We start from the raw sequence: 19,801 nt of genomic DNA on the forward strand, positions 1-19,801 counted from the left end.
CTTTCACCGCATTCCGCTCACGCATCTATAACGCATAATAACCTATTTGCGCGGCTCTATTGGAACATATGGCTTTCTTTCGGTTTAGTCGATGCTTCTTTGCTCGATTTTCAAAATATTCCCTATCAAGAAATGGATTTTTATTCAAAGCCATTTGCCCTTTACGGACTATTGGCATATCCATCAGCAGAAATAAGATTTGTTTATCCGTCATGAAGCTCCATTTTCGACCTTTGTGCGTTTTCCAGTACCTATCTACTATCCAGTGCTTACTTTTGTTTGGATGCCTTCGCTTTGCCCACTTCCACAGCATTTCCCATATGCGATGGTCTATTGTACTAAATGCTCTTTTGGCACAAGCGGAATGATGATAATTCGCCCATCCTCTAGTGATTTCATTTAGCTTTAGGATTAAAATATCCTGTTTGGATGTTCGGCTGTTTTTAATCAGCTCGCTGACTTTTGCAGTTATCTTACTCAAAGACTTTCGTGATGGTTGGATTATTAGTTTTCCTTTGAATTTACGAAAGTTCCAATGATTTTGTACAGCATGTATTTTATCTCTGTCCGTTTTCCACAAAACTCCATCTATTCCTGGCGTATTCTTTCCTTTGTTCGTTACTACACGCCTCACTGCCAATACTTTGGCATAAAATGAATTTGTAATTAGATACTGTAGTCTTTTAACTAATCTCCATTTTTGTTCCAATGTTGCCTTTACAATCCGAATCTGTATTCTGTTAACTTGTTCTTCAGCCTTCTTCCAGTCAATCTGGTTCCATTGAAGTTTCATTGTCTGCATTGTCCTCACTTTTGTGTAATTGAACCTGATACATTCACAGCTTCCAATTCCTTCATGTAATTGATACGCATCAGAAGTCTGCTTCCTTTCAGATGGGGCAAATCTCGAACCCCTATCTTCTGCATTACACAGAAGCCTTCGCTTTTTCTGATATCCCTTGCCTTCTACGCATTGTACAGCTCTTACGATTTGCCTACCCATTGGGAGCGTATAAGGTTTATCTTGTTCCGCCACCTAGATAATTATGGTATGTTTAGGTTCTGCCTATAGACCGGGAGTTCTCTGTCCATTTCGGCACGGCATCATAGTAATTACCGTGTCCCCCGACTCCGCACTATTTTAGTCAAGGTGTATCAACCACGTTTCACCTCTTATCAGACTGACGACCCTTACGGCAGTTCACATATGTTAACCATGCATACCTTTTCCTTGCAATAGGGTAAATGTGGTTTCTACCTTTCTCACGTTGTCCCGCTGCTCCGCACCGTTCATCGCTTACTGGGCACTATGCGGTAGGAATACTACGAAATGGAAGTAGTAGTGTTTTATCACAATCTAAGTGGCGACTTTCAAGTCGCACACTATGGGCTCGGCTGACTTCTCACAGTTCGTTGTTACTCGGCTAATGGAACCGCTGTGAGACCTCCCCGCTTAAGGTGCGAGCTCTTTCCCTCCATATATCCGCCGCATTTACGTTACTCCTACAAAAGTGGTAGCTATCAGATTTTGCTTCTTTAATCAAGCTTATCTCTCAGAGCCCCGCCTTATATGCGATTTCTGTTCGTCGGACCAAAGGTTTGCTTACAGCTTCCTTCAGATTCTATCTCGCGATAGACACCCTTGCTGTTCGGCTATACACTTCCCACTACCTGGGTATGTTCAGGACTTTCACCTGTTAGAGCCCGCCCATGGCGGGCAAACTTAAAAAAGAGCCCTAAGGCTCATAAACTTCTCCGGTGATATCTTTATACTGTTTATCTGTAATAACACCTTTAATTACTGCTGTCTTAACCATTTGTTTGTTCCATAGCTTTCTGTCATAGTTCTTTTTAATAATTTCAAAAGTCATACCGTAGGCCTCCTTTTACATTGATAATAAGTTTTGATATTCTAAAGCAGCTGCAATCCTGTCCTCCGCAGATGGTTCAGGCGCAGGTAATGGTTCATTCATTTTATTTTCAATTGCTTGTAAAGCTTCCTCACTTGATAGTCCTGTAATATCAACTTCATTTCTTCCTGCTAGGATATTTAAAGTTGTTGGAACAGTATACATATAAATACCATCCTCATCTGTTTCGATTACCATCTTTAGTCCAGAATTTACTATTGGATAGTCTAACTCCGGGGTAGCTAACTTATTGTTAGGGTAATAGTAATTTTTTTCTGCTTTGTAAAATTCTAAAAACCTTTTCACTTTTTATTCCTCCCTTAAATTTCATATATGTCTACGAGGTTTGACGTCCCTTGTTCGAGTGCGCCACCAATAAAAAAACCTCTGTCACCGAGTTTTCCAGCTAAAATACGCGTTTTAGATTCACTTAAATCCTCTAGGACATCTACCACTAAATTCTTATCATACACGTAAACTTTATTTCCTGATAAAGTACCACCTGCAAAAACTGCGTAATCATCAAATGATAAACCTGCCATTCTATAACTACCAGGAAAATTTTCCAGCCTATCATAAGCTAAATTTGCTGTAAAAACATCTACAGACGAACCATTTTGATAGAGAGCATAGTTTTTATTTGCAGCCCCTGCACTATCTCCACTGCTAGTAAATCTTGATACAGAAGTGTGCTGAGAAACTGATAGCCCCTGCGTTATATAGGCAGTACTATAGTTATATGCAGCAACTCTGTTATAACCATGGGCAAATAATAGTACTCCTCCAATGTTTAAACCTATTGGATATGCTATATCAAAAGGTAGGTTTAGGACGGAAACACCCAAAGACGAGTTTACGACATCTACAATGTTAGTTTGGGCAGAGGAGCTGATATCTCCTCCGGCAAACACTGCGTTGTTAGCTATTGTTCCGCAGCCCATACCACTCCTGCCAGTTTTTATAAAGGTAATTGAATCTGTTATTGTTAACTCAGGAGTGTAACATGTTCCACTTCTGGAATAGTAATTATTAGATTCGACTAAACCTCCTGTAAATATAGCGTAGTTTGAATTTGATGCAGCCCCTTTATATTTTCTCCCAGCGCCATATGCAGGAGTTGCATCACCCCTAATAAGAGACGTATTAATATATTCAGCATGCCCTTTACTTTTATCATCTATAGAATCTATAAGCAAATAACTCCCGATTGAAGTACACGCTCCTTGGAAGTTACTCCAACGACCTTCAACTTTATTATTTACAGTCATAGTTTTAACTTTACTAAGTCCTGCACTATAGCATATTCTTGCCTTACCATCCACACCAAAGAACATTTTCTTTACTTTTCTTGATTTATCCCCTACACCAAAATAAAGCTTTTTCACCTTTCTAGCTTTTTCACCTACACCGAAGTATACGCCTTTAGCCATTCATATCACCTCTATTCATATACTATGTACAGGTAACCACTAGGTAATGCAGACGCACCTGCTGTTAAATCCGCAGTACCCGCATAAATATTTCTTAGCCTTGCTGTACCATAATCGGCGCTCGAACCTGCGGCAGTTACTCCTATTGGAAGTGCTCCATTTGATAAAATACTTGGTGCATGTTTATCAGGATGTATATAAACTGTATCTGTAAATTTTGCACCAGCTGGAACGTTTTCAGCTACGGTCTTACCGTTTACTGTGGCTGCATTGCCCCCATTGGCCGGAAGTGAAGTTGGAAAGTTCGTAATATCTGATACAGCATGGGTATGAATTTCATCGGCATATGCATCGGAATAAAAACAATCATTCGTCTGACTATACCACACTGTAACAGCTTTGCCGGCTATCAAACTTGGTGATGTTGTTGTACCTGATTTGTATAATTTCTTACCATTAATTGTTGTTGCTGCACCGTTATTACTAATTGACACTATAAAAATTTTACTAGCACCATCTTCTAAAACGATACCCTTCAATGTAATGCCTGTCCCTGTTCCGCTTGCTTTTTCAAACTTTGCAGAATTTCCCAACGCAGTATCTATTTTATCAAAATTCTCATTTAATCCCTCGATACTTATATTGTCATTTCCTTGTTGCTTTTCCAAATTATAATTTTTTGTATATTCAGCCATTTCTTCACCTCACTCTCAGTTCTTCCCATGTATAGGCACTTGTTTCATCCCAAATCATTCCAGCAACATTATTCCATATATTATATGTGTACTCAAAAGAGAACGACAAATGTGCCGGTTTTATCTCATTTACAGTTAATGTTAAATCTGCCATATTATTTGGAATCCCTTTTGTACCAACAAATTTTACTTTAAAACTATAATCTTCGGTATTTTCTATAACCACAACTTCTCCATTACTATAGCTTTTTGCGACATTCTCAATCATCTGTTTAGTTACCGTACCAGTACCTCTTATTTTTGCCCTGATACGTTCTCGTCTAAATTCATTGGATTTACTCACATCAACTTGTATTCCATATATTTTTTCATACCGGCTTAATAATGCTGTTGCAGTGTTTACAAAGCACTGATCTATAGCGGTATTGATATTATTTGCAAGATGGTTTATATCCGTACTTAGAATACCTTGCAATTCTTCCATGGTCTTATTACCTTTATAGTATTCTGGAAGTAATGTCATTAACTCCATCTTATTCCACCTCCGTTAATGTAACAATGCCCAGAATAGGCATTTCTGTATCCAGCAAAGTTATATTTGCGGTTCCACCATTAACAAGCAAATCAGAGTAATCTGTAACACCTGCAGTAGATAATAATAGGCTTCCAATACGTGCGTAGCTGATGGAATAAGTCTTAAATACAATTTCCTTTAGATAAGAATTTAAAGCCAATGTAAAGGCAGCTTTAACTTCATCCATTGTCTTTGACCCATCTAATATAACATTTGCCAGCACATTAATTGTTTTTTCTTCAGGACTTTCTACTGTAACTGTGGCTCCTATGGGCCTTACTGCTTCAATGTAATTAAATACTTTCATTGGTAAAGCAGTATCTAAATCCATGTTTTCATCCACTACAATGACTTTTATAGTACCATTGCCATTCCACAATGGAAATACTTTTGCATCTCCAACTCCCGGTACTTCTAAAGCCCATTTCTTATAGTTATCAGCATTTCCGGATGTACTAGGCGCCTGTATCTGCATGTAAAATCTGGCTCTTAAGTTATCATCCGACTCTTCGTCTTCTCCTGGAGTTACAATATCCGTCAATGTGGCTGTAACTCCGCTTACATTATCTATATTTTCAAGTTGCCCTGAATAAGTATTGCCTATTGATCCTAATTGCTCACATTTAGCCTTGTAAATGTTTGGAGAGATTAATTCAGAAATCGTGTAAGTTGTACCATTCAATCCCCATCTGGTACCAATTTTGACCTCTCCTGTAGTTTCTACCCGCCTGACTGCATAGGTAGGAGGCTTCCTTGTGATACCATGATCAGCAACAACTCTATCTAAAAATTCTCCTACCGCCGTATCACCACTCACCAAGTCAAGAAAATTACTAAGTTGATAATATGTTTCTGCTAATTTAAAAGCACATGGAGCGAGGGCATCATAGATTACTGAACCCTCTCGTTTATCTACATCACTTTTAACAAGACTTAACATATCATCTAATATATTTTCAAAGGTCATATCTTCAAACATTATACGTTCACCTCCTTCATAATTGTGATGTTTCCATAAATGCTTATCACATCAAAAGTACATAACAAGCTATCACCGGTAACGGTGCATTGAAAATTATCTATACCGGTTATTCTTTCGTCTTGCAATAGGCACTCCTGAACTCTTCTCTGTAGTTCAATTTGCACATATATAGGATCTTTTCCAATAAGACTTTCCAATTCTATCCCATAAGCAAAGCTATATATGGGGTATTCATACTTTTCTGTATTTAATACCTTATATATAGCTTGCTGTAATGCTTTTAATTCGTTTGTAAAGCCTTGTATATTTATATCTGTTAATCTGTAAGTTTTAGTGGTTTCTACGTCTTCTATAATTTCTAATTCGGCGTCAATCATTTCCTTTGGTATCATTTCACCACATCCTCTACTTTGTATTCATATAAGTTGCCATCTCTGGATAATGTGACCGTGCTGCCCTTGATGAGAAAATGTTTATCTATTATTTCAATGATATAAAATTCTTTCCCACCATGATTACGGATTAGCCTTACTTTATCCCCAGTTGAAGTATGGTCCATTAAATTACCTTTGATTAATTCATTTGGAATTACTATTTTTTCACTTATTCTTATTCCGCTATTTTCCACTATTCCCGTCATGACGTTACAAAGTTTAGCATTGTTAAGATAGTTTTGCACGATTGCTTTTATTTCATTTATCATGAAATAGCCACCTCCAAACTCATGGTATGATTAGGCAAAAACTTATGGGTAACGGACTTTACAAATAATTGCTTATTTAATTTAACTCCATCTATATAAACATAGAAACTAGAACCAGCACGAATAGAGGTGTCTCCCAGACATTCTAAGCTTAAAGATTCAACTTCTTGATTGTATAATCCTAAAAGTGCTTTTGCTTTTGCTTTAACTTTTGATATATTTATTTCTTTGTCTATAGATTCAAAATACTGTAAAAGACCATATTTTTTAATGGAACTATCACCATCTTCCACTATAAACTGTCCATTCTTATCTTTATCTCCCTTGACATATATTTTGATTCTATTATAAAACTCATCATCAATTGATTTTTCATAATTAAAATCATAACAAAGGCTTTCATCACCTAATATAAGATCCAGCTTTAAATCATCAAGGTCCCTAAGGGTAATAACACCACATTCATCTCGTAAACAGAATTTTCTACCTGTATTTACTAAAGTTTCACTTATACCGTCATAGACAATGTCTAACCATGTCTTCCCATCTTGCACCCCTGTAGCCAACACATATTTTGTATCCGTTAGCACCCCGGCTCTCAATCCGAAATAAGTACACATTCTTTTCGTTAATGTGGTAGCCGTATCTTTCAGCACGACAATCTCATCCTTAGCTTTACAATATCTTAACTGATCGTATGCAGTGATTGCAATTTCTTTATCTTTTGTGTGGCCATGTTTAAATGCGATTCCAGAAAATATATATTTATTATCATATTTAAATCGAACAGGACTACCATTTTCTATTGTCAATTTATCGTCGATATAAGAAAATTCGAGCTTGCTGCATCCATCATTCAACTTATCTGAGTATGATATGGATGTTACAAGCTCACTTATTTCGTACATTTTACCGCCTACATTAACCAACAATTCAACCTTTATACCTCTCAGCTCCTTTCATTAGAACGGTTCTCTCCTCCTTAATGCATATTTCCATCAGAAGTAACTTCTTCACCCGAACTGCTTCTAATTGCTTTTTGATGCAATAGTGAGATTATTTTGTCTTTTTAATTACTAAACGTTCTTCCACTGTCAGGACAATAATACTTACTGCCATTAAGGTGCAAAGATATACCAACAACAGGTTTGTCAGAAGTATACATACATGTCTTATTTACCCAACTTTCTCTGCCTTCTCCAATTTCATTACCGCAGTGGTGTGGAATATTTGTTAAATTCACTTTCTGCCGGAATTTTAAGTTTCCATCCTACCTTTAACATGTTTGGATTCTTAATAATATTTTTATTAGCGTTGTATATTATATTATTTTTTGCTCCATTACCATAATATTTTTTTGCTAATGCCCAAAGTGATTCTCCCTGCCTTACTATATGATATCCGTTTGATTTAGGATTTGATGTATCTTTACTCTTCGTGTTATTCTTTTTTGCTACAGTTTTACCGGATTCATTTATCTCAAATGTTATATCAGAAGTTTTCTTACTATACGGTCTATATTCCAATAATTTAAACCCAACATATTTGTCTCCTTCTTCTCCAGCTTTTTCTGTAATAGTTAAATCTTCAATTAAGACTAGAGTGTTTATACATTTATTTAAATCAATTTCTCCTTCATCCACTATCTCATTACCATTATTATCTGAAAATCTTCCGGCAATAAAGCGAACAGGTACAAGGGTTCTCTGTAATCGGCTGAAAAGGCTTATATAATAATCTGAACCATGAAATTCATTTGGAGTTTCAATATAGTGAGGGGGATATTTTTTACTGTACTTTGGAAATTCTGTTTCGAATGAATATTCCCGCAGTTCCAAATGTGTGGGAACTGCAATCTGTCCAAGCTTTAGGATCTCATATTTTTTAACTGCCTGGGTGCTGGATATTTCAATTTCTTCCGGATTTACCGGAATTCTGTATGTTTTTTTATTATATTCAAAAAACACTGCATAATCTCTCATTAATAAGCCCCCTCTGCTGCCGTTGCAATTTCTTCTTGGAGTATCATTTTTATTCTTCCCGCTACTTTATCAGCGTCTGCTTCCTGATGAACATCTCCAAACTGGACTTGAATTTGTGGAGCTAATGTGGCTGTACTGAATTTATTTATATATTCTCTCTCAGCTATATCCCTTAAGTAGCCTAAATCTTCATCCGACACATCAACTTCCATTGAATCATTTCTTCCAGTTCCCTTAACCGTCAAAGGATTCCCTGAAGTTCCATAATCACTTATATCGATTTCATATTCTTTTCCAGTTCCGATTCCAGTAAAAGAATTAGTAATATTACTTAAAGTACTATCTAAATTTCCATATGCTTTTTTACCAATATTTCCACCAGTTGCAGCTGCCTCCGTATAATCCAAATATTCCTTTTTCTCCATGAACGTTTTTAAATCAGCTTCGCTTTTAAATTTTCCTGATTTAGCGGCAATGCCATCTTTAAGCCCTGTTAATCCGCTTGTGATATCTACCTTAATACCAGGTATATGATTAAGCAAATTCTCAATTCCTTTTGCAATTCCTTCAATAAATCCTAGGACTGTTATTGCCAAGTCAGCGAATAATGCTATAATACTTTCAATCGGATTACTAAATATGTTTCCAAAGAAATTAACGAAATCAGCAACAATATTCCATAATGTGATAAATATATTTGCGAAGAAACCTACAAATACTCCAATTACCCCACCTATAAAGCTAAATATATCTTCAAAGGTTACCCCCATTGATTGTAGCATGTATATAATGGCTGCAATAGTTGCTATGACAGCTACAATTGGAGCGTTCATAGCCCACCATAAGGCTACATTAGTCAGTAGCACTGGTATAGCAGCTGTAAGGTATCCAATAAGTTGAAACATTAGAAATATCCCAATTGCTAACAAAATAGACTCAATGATTGGCCAATTTGTGATAACACAATCAATTATTTCATTAACAAACAATGATAAGATATTTATTCCAATTATAATGCTGTCCAATATATCATTAAATGCAGCACTCTTAATTAATTCACTAACGGCTTCAATAATTGGCTGAAATGCATAAAATACCTCATTCTTTATGCGGTTGCATATTTCTGCAAATGTCACATCCATAGAGTCAAACTGTTCATTTATTTGATCGCTTGCTATAAACATAGCATTTTTTATAAAGTCAGCCGTCATAAGACCAGTAGATGCTAAGCCTTTAAGTTCTTCCTCTGACTTTCCTGTGGCTGTAATAAGAGCTTCCATAATTGCAGGTACCTGATCCGTGATTGAACTGAAATCACCACTAGTTAATGTACCCTTACCCATTGTTTGCGCTACTTGCCCCATAGTGGTACTTTGTTCTGCTCCGCTTACGCCACTTACTTTCATCGATTTTTGAAGCAATTCAGAAAAGGCTATTGCCTCGTCATTGGTAGGAAATGCATCCTTTGCAATTGATCCAAGTGTAGCCACCGTACTTGCCATATCCATATAAGAACCACGCGAACGATTAGCGGCTTGAAATATCTTATCCTGAAATTCAGGTTGTGTCTGTGAGCCATCATTGGCTAATTTTAGTCTAGTATTTATATTTATAAATTTATCAGCTATTTTCATACCTTTAACGGCACCATTTACTAATTTTGTAATATCCAAGAATTTACCAAATTTATTACTAGCTGTATCTGCATTTGCTCCTGTAGCTTCAAGCTTTTCATTAAACTTATCTGTACTGCCGCCTGCATCCGTCATTATTTCTGTTAGTATATCCGCTTTGACATTTAGTTGATTAAAAATATTTAGTTGGGCATTGATATTTAGTTGGTTATTGGTATTTAGTGGGCTAATAGTAGCAGGATAATTGTTAAGTGGCATAAGCATAGTATCTAATGTAGCCATTACCTTCCTCCCTTCGATTTTATCTTAGAGGCTTGATTCTTTTCTTGTTCAACTCTAACCAATATACTGCCATAGGTAAATACCCTTTCCTGGTACCCCATAGGCTCGTTTGCTGAACATAACCCCAATAAAACTCCCGCTCGAATTTTTAATTTTTGTAATGCAAAGTGAGCTAAATTTGCCTCCGGATCACCTTGCATTATTAGTTTTTTGCTTCTTCAATATCATTATTAATATCTTTGTCCAATCCGCTTATTTCTTGTACTGCAATTGCTAATTCAGCATATTCACCTACGTATAGCATTTTTTGTAACAAGCTCGATTCACCTAACACACCATATGCATTTTGTAACTCTGCATTTTTCAGGTCAGGAAAAACAACTGCACTTGCAGTTAAGGCCTGTACATATTCGGCTCTGTCAAAGACTTCTGTACCTTTTTTGTCTTTTTTTGTATATTTTTTTATTAGTAATTTATTTTCTTCTTGGGTAATGGGTCTTATAATAAAGGGAACAACTTTATCGTTGTCTTTAAATCGATTGGACACAATAACTTCTTTGTTTTCTACCTGAACTGGGTTTAAAAAAGCGTTTAATGATTTCATATTATTTTCCTCCTTAAAAAGGGAGCCGAAGCTCCCATATTATCTAAAATTTGCAGGTGACTGAAAGAACTCTAAACCGGTCAAATCGTCAAATGTAAATTCCGTTTCAATTGTAATTGGATCATCAGACTGGTCATCCAGCGTAGCAACTGGAATTGTCTTGAATAAAACATTCTTCAATTCTACATCTTGTTTTCCAACAGTAGATTGTGAATCTTCATTTATAACACGAAGTTTTAATCCACCATACTTACCTTCTTTTATGTAATCTATGGCTAAATTAAGCATGTCTGAATTCATAAAATACATTGTCATAGAACCGGTTCCGGTTGCTCCAACTACTTTATGCTGCGTCATGCGGTGTCCCATCATCTGGCGCTCTTGAACTTTTAACTCCAATTGCGCTTTAAGACTGGAGATTTCAAAAAGTTCTCTATTCTGTCCATCTATGGTTATAAACGCCTTACCCTCTTTTGCGGATATAGTATCACTTAATCTTACATAATTATCTGCCATGATCTAGTCCCCCCTTCTTATGCTAAATTTACTGAGATATAAATCTTCTCAATGCTGTCAACAGGTTGTATAAAGCAGTCAATTACTACTGCATCAGAACTTGTTCCAGATGAAACTGCTACATCCTCTGGTACGAAATTCTGAATAGCTCCCATTCTTTGCAATTCGTTGAAATACTCAATTAATGTAGCTCTTAATAATGATCTTCCGTCTGTGTTGTTATTCACTTTACCTATGTAATTAGATTCGAATATCTCTGAAACATCCTTATGGATTCCATCAATGGTACGAACAACACGATTCTTCTTGAATATTTCACCTTTTTCCACCGTTTTGGTAGTTAATGAGTTAATATCATATACCGCAGTAACATTCTGTGCAGCATCTACCTTGAAGATAAATTCACCTGCAGTAATAGCCGCTTCCTGTTCTGTTTTCGTCATACGAGGAATAACATCAATGGCGCCATCGTATTTTCTTCCGGTGTTGGATTGATTAATGTTTGCACCGGCACTAATGCCACCTACCCATGCAGTACACTGGGAAGGAGTTAATGATGTTCCATCTGCTAATTCCACACCTTGTGTAACATTAATAATGGATTCACCATCGCCTGCATAGTTAGCCATAACAGCCTGAATTTTCACACCCTCTTCTGAGCGCATTGTATTAATCCAGGTTTTAATTGCAGCCTTATTGGCCTCGTAAGCAGTATCATCATAAGGATAAACCAGTGCATTGAATTCTACTGTCTTTAAAGCATCAAGGGCAGCGGCAATTGTATCGGCAGTATGTTCAGTACCAAGATTATATAGAATTACTGTCTTTGCTCCTTTTAATGCTTCATTGACAAGCAGCTTGTCCTCAGCCGGTATATCAGTCGGATATTTTGATTGATCTAATGCAGTGATAACATACATTTCACCTGCCACACCTTTACTGATTTCCTGTAACAATACCACGATTCCTCTATCACCAGGAGTAATAGAGAGAGGCGCATTTGTACGGAAATTTAAATACGCACCAGGTAAAATTTTATTTTGATTATTCCATGTTCCTGCCATAATTCACCCTTCTTTCTTAAATATTTGTATTTGTTGTTTGAGATTTCATTTGTTCTTCCATTTCCACTTTCATTTCCGAGTATTTAATATCGAATGTAAAATGCAGAACATTCTCTACAAACTCTGTTTTTTTGTTTATAGCTCTGAATGTTCCGACTAAATCAAATTCATGGAACAGATTTTCTTGTACTTTTTGGGAATCCAGCTTAATCTTTGCAGTTGGTTTATCCGAATAGTAAGAAACGTCAAATCTGATTCTTCCTATGTACTTTGAATTCATTCGTTTTTTATACTCCTGCTCTATTAGGAAGATTATAAAAGCAGGTTTGGTAAGACTTTGCGTAACATCATCCATGTATATTGGGTATGTTGGGTATAGTTCTTGGAGTTTATTGACTATAGCTTGTTCTATTTCACTTATCATGCTCTTTTCACCCTCTCTACGTTTCCTCTTTTACAAAATTACTTTAATAAAAGAGGTTGTTCCATTTTTAATTCATAATTGATTATGTTGCATTTTTTACAGATAAACGAATCCAAAACTTATGACAGTTTTCAAGATTACGAATTCATCACTTCTTATAAACATCGGATATCATTAATTTCAGACTCTAAACCTGTAGCTTTACAGCTAAGTTAAAATGTTCCATGCTCCAGGGATTCTTTACTCCTTCCGAGCTTTTTTTCTGACAATTGAGTTCCTCGTCTTTCGTGTCAATGATAAATAAATCCTTATACTGCTTTTTTAATATAGTAAGTTGTTCATCGATTCCGGATACTGTTCCATCTTCGTTAACAACTAATATGGATTTATCAAACTTATCCACTAATAAATCCGAATACTTAACATTCATTAACTTAGATTGGATTGCAGAAGTGATAGTCATATCTTTAATTTTAGCCGCGTAGAATTTCTTTGCAGACTCATTATCTTGTTGAAGCTTCTTGATAATCTTTTCTGCTTCTTCACAACTTTTGATTTTTTCTTCAAAGCTTATAAGCTGCTCATTTTTATCCTCAATCTGTTTTTCAAGGTCTTTTCTAGAGTCGTTTACTTCATCAAAGCGTTTCTTGGGTATGTAACCTTTTAAATCTTTTTTATAAATATCCATGACTTCGCTTACTAGTTCCTCTGTTAAACCTAATGCAATTAAATTTTCTTTTTTCACTTCATTCCCCTTTCAAATCCATTTTTCACCCGGTTCAGTCCGGTCCTATTTGTCTTTACAGTTAACGTCCGAAGTACCAAAGTGACGATAAAAGGCACCCTGCCAAACAGACAGAATGCCTTTATGAATGGAAATATAAACCATTAAAAATGTCAAGCTCCGAGGAAGAATATAATATTTGCTAAGCTTTGACACCTAATAGCTTCCAGGTGACTCTCACCGATAACTTTCCATAATACAATTTTAACACATGATATTATGCTATTTATGCAATATGGCAAAGTCTCAAGTTCTTAGAAAATGTAATAATCGCTTAAACTTAGACACCAAATAAATTCCAGATGATCATCACCGACAATTTTCCATAATACAATTTTAGCATGTAATATTATGCTATTTATGCAATTGTGAAAAATCCCAGGCTCTTAGAAAAAATATAATGTTTACTAAGTTCTGACACCTAATATTTTCAGGTAATCCTACATACAACTTTCCATAATACAATTTTAACACTTAATATTATGCTATTTATGCAACTGGGGAAAGTCTTAAGCTCCTAAGAAGAATGTAATAATTGCTTAGCTTAGACACCAAATGACTTCCAAGTGTTCCTCACCCACAGCTTTCCATAATACAATTTTAACACACAATATTATGCTATTTATGCAATATGATATATTCCTATTTATATAACTATACTTCTATCGCATATGGTCTCTGACAAGCTGGCTTCTGATAAGAGTTTATAAAATCTCAAATTAGTTATTATTTATTTCGTAAGTATTGCTTAATCTTCCTTGATACTGCACTTTGGTCGTATCCGGTCCTGTTGGCAATCTGCAATTGACTTAGCTCATCGATAAAATACATCCTAAATATTGTTCTTGTAGAACTATCGTTAATTTCAAATATATAATTCTCAATTTCCATTTGCTTTTTAAGCAGCTCATCCCTTTGTACTTCTCTTTGTCTTAGCAGTTTCATAATCAACTCCTGACGCCTGCTTGCATCTTCGGGATCTATCCCATTAATATGAAAGTTTTTTGTATTGTAGGGGAAATTTTTGCTTGAGCCTTTAACAATTCCAAGATGTACTACTTCTCCCTCTTTTATTTCTCTTATTCTTCTATTAAGATCAGCTATTTCTTTTTTAATCGCTTTGTATTGATTTAAATCTTTCTCAGTCAAGATATCACTCCTTCGTTAATAGTTGTAATTACAATAATATTCATCCTGTACTGCATATTTAAATGTTATGTAGTTTATAATGCATAATTTATAAAATAATTTAAAGTTTAGTTTTGATTCATTTGCTTTTCCAACCCGCACTGACTTTTATATTCTTTTTCAATAAGATTGCAGATTTCCAAAAGAATCTTTTCGCACAACTGAAATGGAAACCTTCTCTGTAATTCATGGCATGCTTTAACTAGATTCTGAAAATCCTGGTCTGTTTTAGAATTTCTATATTTGTGGTATAGAACATAGGTATATTTAAAAATTAACCTTATCTGTTCAGATGATGGAATATTTTTATTAATATTCGACATATTTCCCTCCTTATAGTTCCCAAAGTTCTCTATAGTTCCCACTGTCTTCTGCGTAATTGGGAACCCCTTAATCGCCTATTATTATTGGTTTTAATAACAACGGTTCCCAAAGTTCCCGTAGTTTTACCAGGTAGAAAAATTTCTTTAACAGATACTTTTCTGTCTAATATACTGATACTTCTGTCATCTTGTTTTCTTCCTGATTCCGTGCTATAATGCACTGGTAATAATTTGTTATGGGCTCACTTTGGAATGGCGGTTCCGGTGAGCTTTTCTTTTTCTCCTCCCTTCTGAATGCAACAACTTGTCCACTTTGTAAAACTGCAACTCGGTTCTTCTTTTCATACATGTCCAAGCAATCTTGAATTGTAATTACTTCGTTGTTCAAACCTTTCTCCCTCCTTTTACCAGCTAGGTAGTTTTTTCTGTTTTCACCGGTGCATAGCCTATTGCTCTTAAAGCTTTGTCATTTAAAGCTACACCAATTTCTTCTTGTTTTTCTGCTGACAGTGACTCCCATGGTTGATATTCCCCATGAATTCTTACAAAGGTTCGTACAGTTAGTTCTTTCAAAAAAACCACCCCTTAGTAAGTTATGTATGACGACCTGTACTTGTTGCTATTTACTTTCCTATATGATATCCCCATAAGAAAACAAATCATTTTTGGGATCACCTCAAAATACTTCAACTTTAACCAAGAACTGCAAATACTAAGTATAACTTTCCATATTTACTATAATGAAACAAAACTACTATCCAACTTTCTTTTATTGCGTTTCCGCAACTCTTTCGGCAAAAAAAATTTGCATTGGATCTTCAAAGCTTAGAAAATTACATAACTCCTGGATTTCTTCTCTATAGAAATCACTTTCTCCATTCATCTTTCTATAAAGTGTAGCTGGATTAATCTCCAGGAAATCAGCCACTTCCTGAATTGTTTTCCCCCTTTCTTTTATTTTTCCCAAGAATTTTAGTTTATCAAACATTAGCCTCCTCCTTTCTTACGTTTACGCAACTCATATTATCACCTTTCACTTTTTGTGTCAATACATAAACGCAAAATATTTTTACTTTTACGCAAAATTACTATTGCATATTCGCAAAAGATATGTTATTTTAATATTAATCAAGAAAGGTTGATGAAAAGTGGAATTTAAAGATAAGATAAAAAATCGGCGTTTGGAATTAAATATGACTATGGATGAATTGGCAAAAATAGTTGGAGTTAGTACACCGACTATACAAAGATATGAAAGTGGGGAGATTAAAAATGTAAGGCGGGATAAAATTAAATTGTTAGCTGATGCCTTACAATGTTCACCATCCTATCTGATGGGTTGGGATGAAAATCCCCGGGAGCAGCCTCAACTTTCCAAATCTGAGGAAGAACACCTATATAAATACCGTTCCATTGATAACAAAGGTAGACATACTGTAGATACCGTTTTAGAAATGGAGTATAACCGTTGTAACAAACCCCACCTGGTTGTGAATGCAGCTCATGCCATAGAAAGCGCAACAGAAGAAGAATTAAAGCATGATGATGATATCATGAATGACGATAATTTCTAATTTTTATTGGAGGGTGATGTTATATATGACATATGATGAACTGCTTGAAGAGGCATCCAGTTATGGACTAATAGTAAAAGAGAAACCTCTTTTAGGGAATAAGGGTAGAATTTTTGACAAGAAGATTGCAATTAAAAAAGACGTCCCAACATTAAAAGAAAAAGCTTGTATCCTTGCAGAGGAACTTGGACATTATCATACTACTGTGGGAAACATTATAGATTTACAAAATGTTAAAAATAAGAAGCAGGAATTAAGAGCAAGGCTATGGGCATATAATAATCAAATAGGATTAACTGGAATAATCAGGGCCTATGAATATGGCTGCCATAATTTATACAGTATGGCTGATTACTTAGATGTTACGGAAGAATTTCTACAGGATGCTATTAAGTATTATCGTAGTAAATATGGAGAGTACACCGCTGTAGATAATTACATCATTTATTTCGAGCCTAACCTTGGAGTAATGAAAATGATATAAACAGTTAAAATTCCTATTCTATTATCTACTATTTGCGTATAATAAATATTGAAATGCACCTCAAACTTAGACAAATATATCTAAGGATTAGAGGTGCATTTTTATGACCTTTTCTCAATATAATGAAAAAAGGAGTTGATAATATGCAAATAACTATACCTGTTAGAATAGCCGCTTTATATATCCGGGTAAGTACCGATAAGCAGGAAGAACTTTCTCCGGATGCTCAAAAGCGATTATTACTGGATTACGCTAAAAAGAATAATATGGTTGTATCAGAACAATATATCTTTATAGAAAATGGAATATCCGGGAAAAAGGCGGACAAACGTCCTGAATTTCAAAAAATGATTGGATTAGCAAAACAAAAAAAACATCCCTTTGATGTGATATTGGTCTGGAAATACTCCCGCTTTGCCAGAAATCAAGAAGAAAGTATCGTTTATAAATCTTTATTGAAGAAGAATGATATTGAGGTAATAAGCATATCGGAGCCTTTAATAGACGGCCCTTTCGGATCTCTCATTGAAAGAATCATAGAATGGATGGATGAATACTATTCCATCCGACTATCGGGAGAAGTGTATAGAGGTATGACTGAAAAAGCACTCAGAGGGGGATACCAAGCAAGCCCACCCCTTGGTTATAAGATTGAGCATCATGGCGCTATACCAGTTATTGTTCCTGACGAAGCGGAGATTGTAAAAACCATTTTTAATAAATATGTTTATGAAGGACTTACATTTTTCCAACTGGCAAAATATTTAAATACCTTAAACCTAAAAACAAAACAAGGTAAAAACTTTGAACGCAGATCCGTAGAATATATTATTCAAAATCCAATCTATAAGGGATATGTCAGGTGGAACCGGGTTCATAATGATACAAAAACAGTGAAAAAGGAATCTGAATGGATTATAGAAAAAGGAGAGCTGGAACCTATCATTTCTGAAGAGCTTTTTGAAAAAGCCCAGGAACGTTTCAGTAAAGAATACACTCCTTTAAGTAAGTCTCGTCCGGTTACGGAGTATAAACATTGGTTATCGGGATTAATTAAATGCGGTCATTGCGGCAGGACTATGACCTCTTCCACCACAACCCGCTCAAGATACAAGCAATTTATATGTAATGGTTATAGTAAAGGCAAATGCCCCATAAGCAACAGTGTATCCGAAAATATTCTTACCCCTTATATTATGAAAAATCTGAAAGAAATTATATCTACCGGGCAAATGGAATATGAAATAATCAAGCAGGAATATGAATCTGATTTCACATTATTAGAGCTGCAATTACATAAAATATCTTCTAAAGAAAAAAGAATTAAAACTGCTTATATCAATGGAATCGACACTTTGGAAGAATATAAACGAAACAAAGAAACGCTGCTAAAAGAAAAGGAAGAAATCCTGAAACAAATTAACCAAATAAAAAAGGATATCAATGAAGATCATACACCAGAAATGCTTCAAAGAATCAAGGAAGTTTATAATATTATAACTAATGATAAAATAGATAACATTACCAAAAACAAAGCCATGAAATCTATTTTAGAGAAAATAGTTTTCAATAAAAGAGAAGGTATCATTGACTTTTATTATTACTATAATTAAATGAGTACATTCTTATTTTATTTTTATCCCTATACATACCCTGTTGCTATAAGGTCATCCACCCAGGGCACTGAACGTTTTTCCCGTCACAATATTGGGTCAGGATAGGCTGTCTTACGTTGGGCCTGGAAAGATAGTTATTGAATATAGAATCCACTATTAAGCCTATATTATCATATATATTCCTGCCATTCATCCATTTATGGTCGAAGGCAGTTGAGGAGGTTATTGTAAAATTGTATCCTTTATTCCGATACCATTCTGTAAATACCCGGTTTAATGTAAATGACATAATTGCCAATACATTTGCATAAATCGTAGCTTCGGGCCAGGTAGCATAGATTTCACTGGAGGCTACGTTCTTAATGTAATCACGATATCTCACATAATGATTCTGAGCAGAAGTATCGGAGGGAGGACCGTCATGAACAATTATAAATTCAGGAACTACTACTTGGGGTAATACAATTTCACCGGTTTCAAACTCGGTTTTTATCTCATCTTCTGCTATTTTAGGGGGATATTCATAATAAAGAGTATGGGGTAATACAACAAATAATTCGCCCTGACTGACTTCAGTTGGTTCCATAGTTACCGGTTGTTCGGAATTAACTTCCGGTAATATTTGTACTGCATTCACTTCAACTGGTGCAAATCCAGAAGCTGATATTTTTACGTTATATTCGGAATAAGGCTGATCCATTGCCGGTTCCAGACTATATTCAATAGGAGGTGCAGGAAGTTCTATTTCACCTGTCCGCCCTATTTCATCAGTAGTTGTTCTTTCTATCACATTACTGGGATTCCCTGTAGATGCGATTTCTACAGTAGCATTAGGTATTGGCCTAAATCCAACATCGGTAGTACAATCTACTCGTAATCTTCCAAAAGACTGTGTTTCCATCTGAGCCGGATAAACTCTATAATTCATATCACTCATACAAATTCCTTCAAACGATTGATAATATCCCATCAATCGTTAAAAAATTATTTTATTCTAATATATGCCGCCTTTACCAGGAAAGTGATTATATT

At 35.3% G+C, this 19,801-nt stretch carries 27 protein-coding genes; 3 read left to right on the forward strand and 24 right to left on the reverse strand.

The genetic code is table 11. The features are described 5' to 3' along the window. Window positions 1-25: 25 nt before the first annotated feature. From RT261_RS15170 to RT261_RS15280, 23 genes are all read right to left on the reverse strand, one after another. Window positions 26-793 (reverse strand): reverse transcriptase N-terminal domain-containing protein, encoded by a 768-nt coding sequence (locus tag RT261_RS15170; RefSeq protein ID WP_313133729.1) that lies wholly within the window; start codon window positions 791-793, stop codon window positions 26-28. A gap of 943 nt (window positions 794-1,736) precedes the next feature. Further along, window positions 1,737-1,871, reverse strand: a complete 135-nt coding sequence (locus RT261_RS15175) for an XkdX family protein (RefSeq protein ID WP_313133730.1) — start codon at window positions 1,869-1,871, stop codon at window positions 1,737-1,739. A gap of 15 nt (window positions 1,872-1,886) precedes the next feature. Next, the gene (locus RT261_RS15180) at window positions 1,887-2,216 is read right to left on the reverse strand and encodes a hypothetical protein (protein ID WP_313133732.1); all 330 of its coding nucleotides are present in this window, start codon (window positions 2,214-2,216) and stop codon (window positions 1,887-1,889) included. Window positions 2,217-2,230: 14 nt separating this feature from the next. After that, window positions 2,231-3,340 carry a hypothetical protein gene (locus RT261_RS15185; RefSeq protein WP_313133733.1) on the reverse strand — a complete coding sequence of 370 codons (1,110 nt, stop codon included), beginning with the start codon at window positions 3,338-3,340 and terminating at the stop codon, window positions 2,231-2,233. Window positions 3,341-3,351: 11 nt separating this feature from the next. Beyond that, window positions 3,352-4,035, reverse strand: coding sequence for a hypothetical protein (locus RT261_RS15190; protein WP_313133735.1), 684 nt, complete (start codon window positions 4,033-4,035; stop codon window positions 3,352-3,354). 4 nt (window positions 4,036-4,039) lie between these two features. Next, complete coding sequence (locus RT261_RS15195) at window positions 4,040-4,567, reverse strand: putative phage tail protein (protein WP_313133736.1); 528 nt, start codon at window positions 4,565-4,567, stop codon at window positions 4,040-4,042. Between the two features lies 1 nt (window position 4,568). Next, window positions 4,569-5,588, reverse strand: coding sequence for a baseplate J/gp47 family protein (locus RT261_RS15200; protein WP_313133737.1), 1,020 nt, complete (start codon window positions 5,586-5,588; stop codon window positions 4,569-4,571). Next, complete coding sequence (locus tag RT261_RS15205; protein ID WP_313133739.1) at window positions 5,588-5,983, reverse strand: DUF2634 domain-containing protein; 396 nt, start codon at window positions 5,981-5,983, stop codon at window positions 5,588-5,590. The genes RT261_RS15200 and RT261_RS15205 overlap by 1 nt, the downstream gene beginning before the upstream one ends. Beyond that, entirely contained in the window at window positions 5,980-6,294 is a 315-nt protein-coding gene (locus RT261_RS15210; RefSeq protein WP_313133740.1) for a DNA helicase, read from the reverse strand. The genes RT261_RS15205 and RT261_RS15210 overlap by 4 nt, the downstream gene beginning before the upstream one ends. Continuing rightward, window positions 6,291-7,202: an XkdQ/YqbQ family protein gene (locus RT261_RS15215; protein ID WP_313133741.1), complete on the reverse strand. Its 912-nt coding sequence runs from the start codon at window positions 7,200-7,202 to the stop codon at window positions 6,291-6,293. Before RT261_RS15215 ends, RT261_RS15210 begins: the two co-directional genes overlap by 4 nt. Window positions 7,203-7,502: 300 nt before the next feature. Then, window positions 7,503-8,276 carry a LysM peptidoglycan-binding domain-containing protein gene (locus tag RT261_RS15220; protein WP_313133743.1) on the reverse strand — a complete coding sequence of 258 codons (774 nt, stop codon included), beginning with the start codon at window positions 8,274-8,276 and terminating at the stop codon, window positions 7,503-7,505. Further along, window positions 8,276-10,192: a tape measure protein gene (locus tag RT261_RS15225; protein WP_313133744.1), complete on the reverse strand. Its 1,917-nt coding sequence runs from the start codon at window positions 10,190-10,192 to the stop codon at window positions 8,276-8,278. The genes RT261_RS15220 and RT261_RS15225 overlap by 1 nt, the downstream gene beginning before the upstream one ends. Beyond that, window positions 10,192-10,392, reverse strand: coding sequence for a hypothetical protein (locus RT261_RS15230; RefSeq protein ID WP_091685763.1), 201 nt, complete (start codon window positions 10,390-10,392; stop codon window positions 10,192-10,194). The genes RT261_RS15225 and RT261_RS15230 overlap by 1 nt, the downstream gene beginning before the upstream one ends. 2 nt (window positions 10,393-10,394) lie before the next feature. After that, window positions 10,395-10,796 carry a phage tail assembly chaperone gene (locus tag RT261_RS15235; protein WP_313133747.1) on the reverse strand — a complete coding sequence of 134 codons (402 nt, stop codon included), beginning with the start codon at window positions 10,794-10,796 and terminating at the stop codon, window positions 10,395-10,397. Window positions 10,797-10,835: 39 nt separating this feature from the next. Then, the gene (locus RT261_RS15240; RefSeq protein ID WP_313133748.1) at window positions 10,836-11,312 is read right to left on the reverse strand and encodes a phage tail tube protein; all 477 of its coding nucleotides are present in this window, start codon (window positions 11,310-11,312) and stop codon (window positions 10,836-10,838) included. 17 nt (window positions 11,313-11,329) lie between these two features. Then, window positions 11,330-12,376 (reverse strand): phage tail sheath subtilisin-like domain-containing protein, encoded by a 1,047-nt coding sequence (locus tag RT261_RS15245; RefSeq protein ID WP_313133750.1) that lies wholly within the window; start codon window positions 12,374-12,376, stop codon window positions 11,330-11,332. 16 nt (window positions 12,377-12,392) lie between these two features. Beyond that, entirely contained in the window at window positions 12,393-12,800 is a 408-nt protein-coding gene (locus RT261_RS15250; RefSeq protein WP_313133751.1) for a phage tail terminator family protein, read from the reverse strand. A 187-nt stretch (window positions 12,801-12,987) separates the two neighbouring features. Then, entirely contained in the window at window positions 12,988-13,545 is a 558-nt protein-coding gene (locus RT261_RS15255) for a phage scaffolding protein (RefSeq protein WP_313133752.1), read from the reverse strand. Window positions 13,546-14,310: 765 nt separating this feature from the next. Beyond that, complete coding sequence (locus tag RT261_RS15260; RefSeq protein WP_313133753.1) at window positions 14,311-14,733, reverse strand: DUF1492 domain-containing protein; 423 nt, start codon at window positions 14,731-14,733, stop codon at window positions 14,311-14,313. Between the two features lie 107 nt (window positions 14,734-14,840). Further along, window positions 14,841-15,095 carry a hypothetical protein gene (locus RT261_RS15265; RefSeq protein ID WP_313133754.1) on the reverse strand — a complete coding sequence of 85 codons (255 nt, stop codon included), beginning with the start codon at window positions 15,093-15,095 and terminating at the stop codon, window positions 14,841-14,843. A 163-nt stretch (window positions 15,096-15,258) separates the two neighbouring features. Beyond that, window positions 15,259-15,483: a hypothetical protein gene (locus RT261_RS15270; RefSeq protein ID WP_313133756.1), complete on the reverse strand. Its 225-nt coding sequence runs from the start codon at window positions 15,481-15,483 to the stop codon at window positions 15,259-15,261. Window positions 15,484-15,506: 23 nt separating this feature from the next. Beyond that, window positions 15,507-15,668 carry a hypothetical protein gene (locus tag RT261_RS15275; RefSeq protein WP_313133757.1) on the reverse strand — a complete coding sequence of 54 codons (162 nt, stop codon included), beginning with the start codon at window positions 15,666-15,668 and terminating at the stop codon, window positions 15,507-15,509. 196 nt (window positions 15,669-15,864) lie between these two features. Next, the gene (locus RT261_RS15280; protein ID WP_313133759.1) at window positions 15,865-16,083 is read right to left on the reverse strand and encodes a helix-turn-helix domain-containing protein; all 219 of its coding nucleotides are present in this window, start codon (window positions 16,081-16,083) and stop codon (window positions 15,865-15,867) included. A gap of 160 nt (window positions 16,084-16,243) precedes the next feature. On the opposite strand from RT261_RS15280, the gene RT261_RS15285 reads away from it, so the two are divergent. From RT261_RS15285 to RT261_RS15295, 3 genes are all read left to right on the forward strand, one after another. Then, complete coding sequence (locus RT261_RS15285) at window positions 16,244-16,669, forward strand: helix-turn-helix domain-containing protein (RefSeq protein WP_313133761.1); 426 nt, start codon at window positions 16,244-16,246, stop codon at window positions 16,667-16,669. A gap of 25 nt (window positions 16,670-16,694) precedes the next feature. Beyond that, window positions 16,695-17,153: an ImmA/IrrE family metallo-endopeptidase gene (locus tag RT261_RS15290; RefSeq protein ID WP_313133763.1), complete on the forward strand. Its 459-nt coding sequence runs from the start codon at window positions 16,695-16,697 to the stop codon at window positions 17,151-17,153. A 143-nt stretch (window positions 17,154-17,296) separates the two neighbouring features. Next, a complete protein-coding gene (locus tag RT261_RS15295; RefSeq protein WP_313133764.1) occupies window positions 17,297-18,766 on the forward strand; it encodes a recombinase family protein in 1,470 nt (489 codons plus the stop codon). A 46-nt stretch (window positions 18,767-18,812) separates the two neighbouring features. Here RT261_RS15295 and RT261_RS15300 read toward each other — a convergent pair whose 3' ends face one another. After that, on the reverse strand, window positions 18,813-19,706 hold the full coding sequence (locus RT261_RS15300; RefSeq protein ID WP_331665497.1) for a carboxypeptidase-like regulatory domain-containing protein: 894 nt from the start codon (window positions 19,704-19,706) through the stop codon (window positions 18,813-18,815). Window positions 19,707-19,801 lie beyond the last annotated feature (95 nt).

The organism is Anaerocolumna sp. (assembly GCF_032079385.1).
Classification (GTDB): Bacteria; Bacillota; Clostridia; order Lachnospirales; family Lachnospiraceae; genus Anaerocolumna.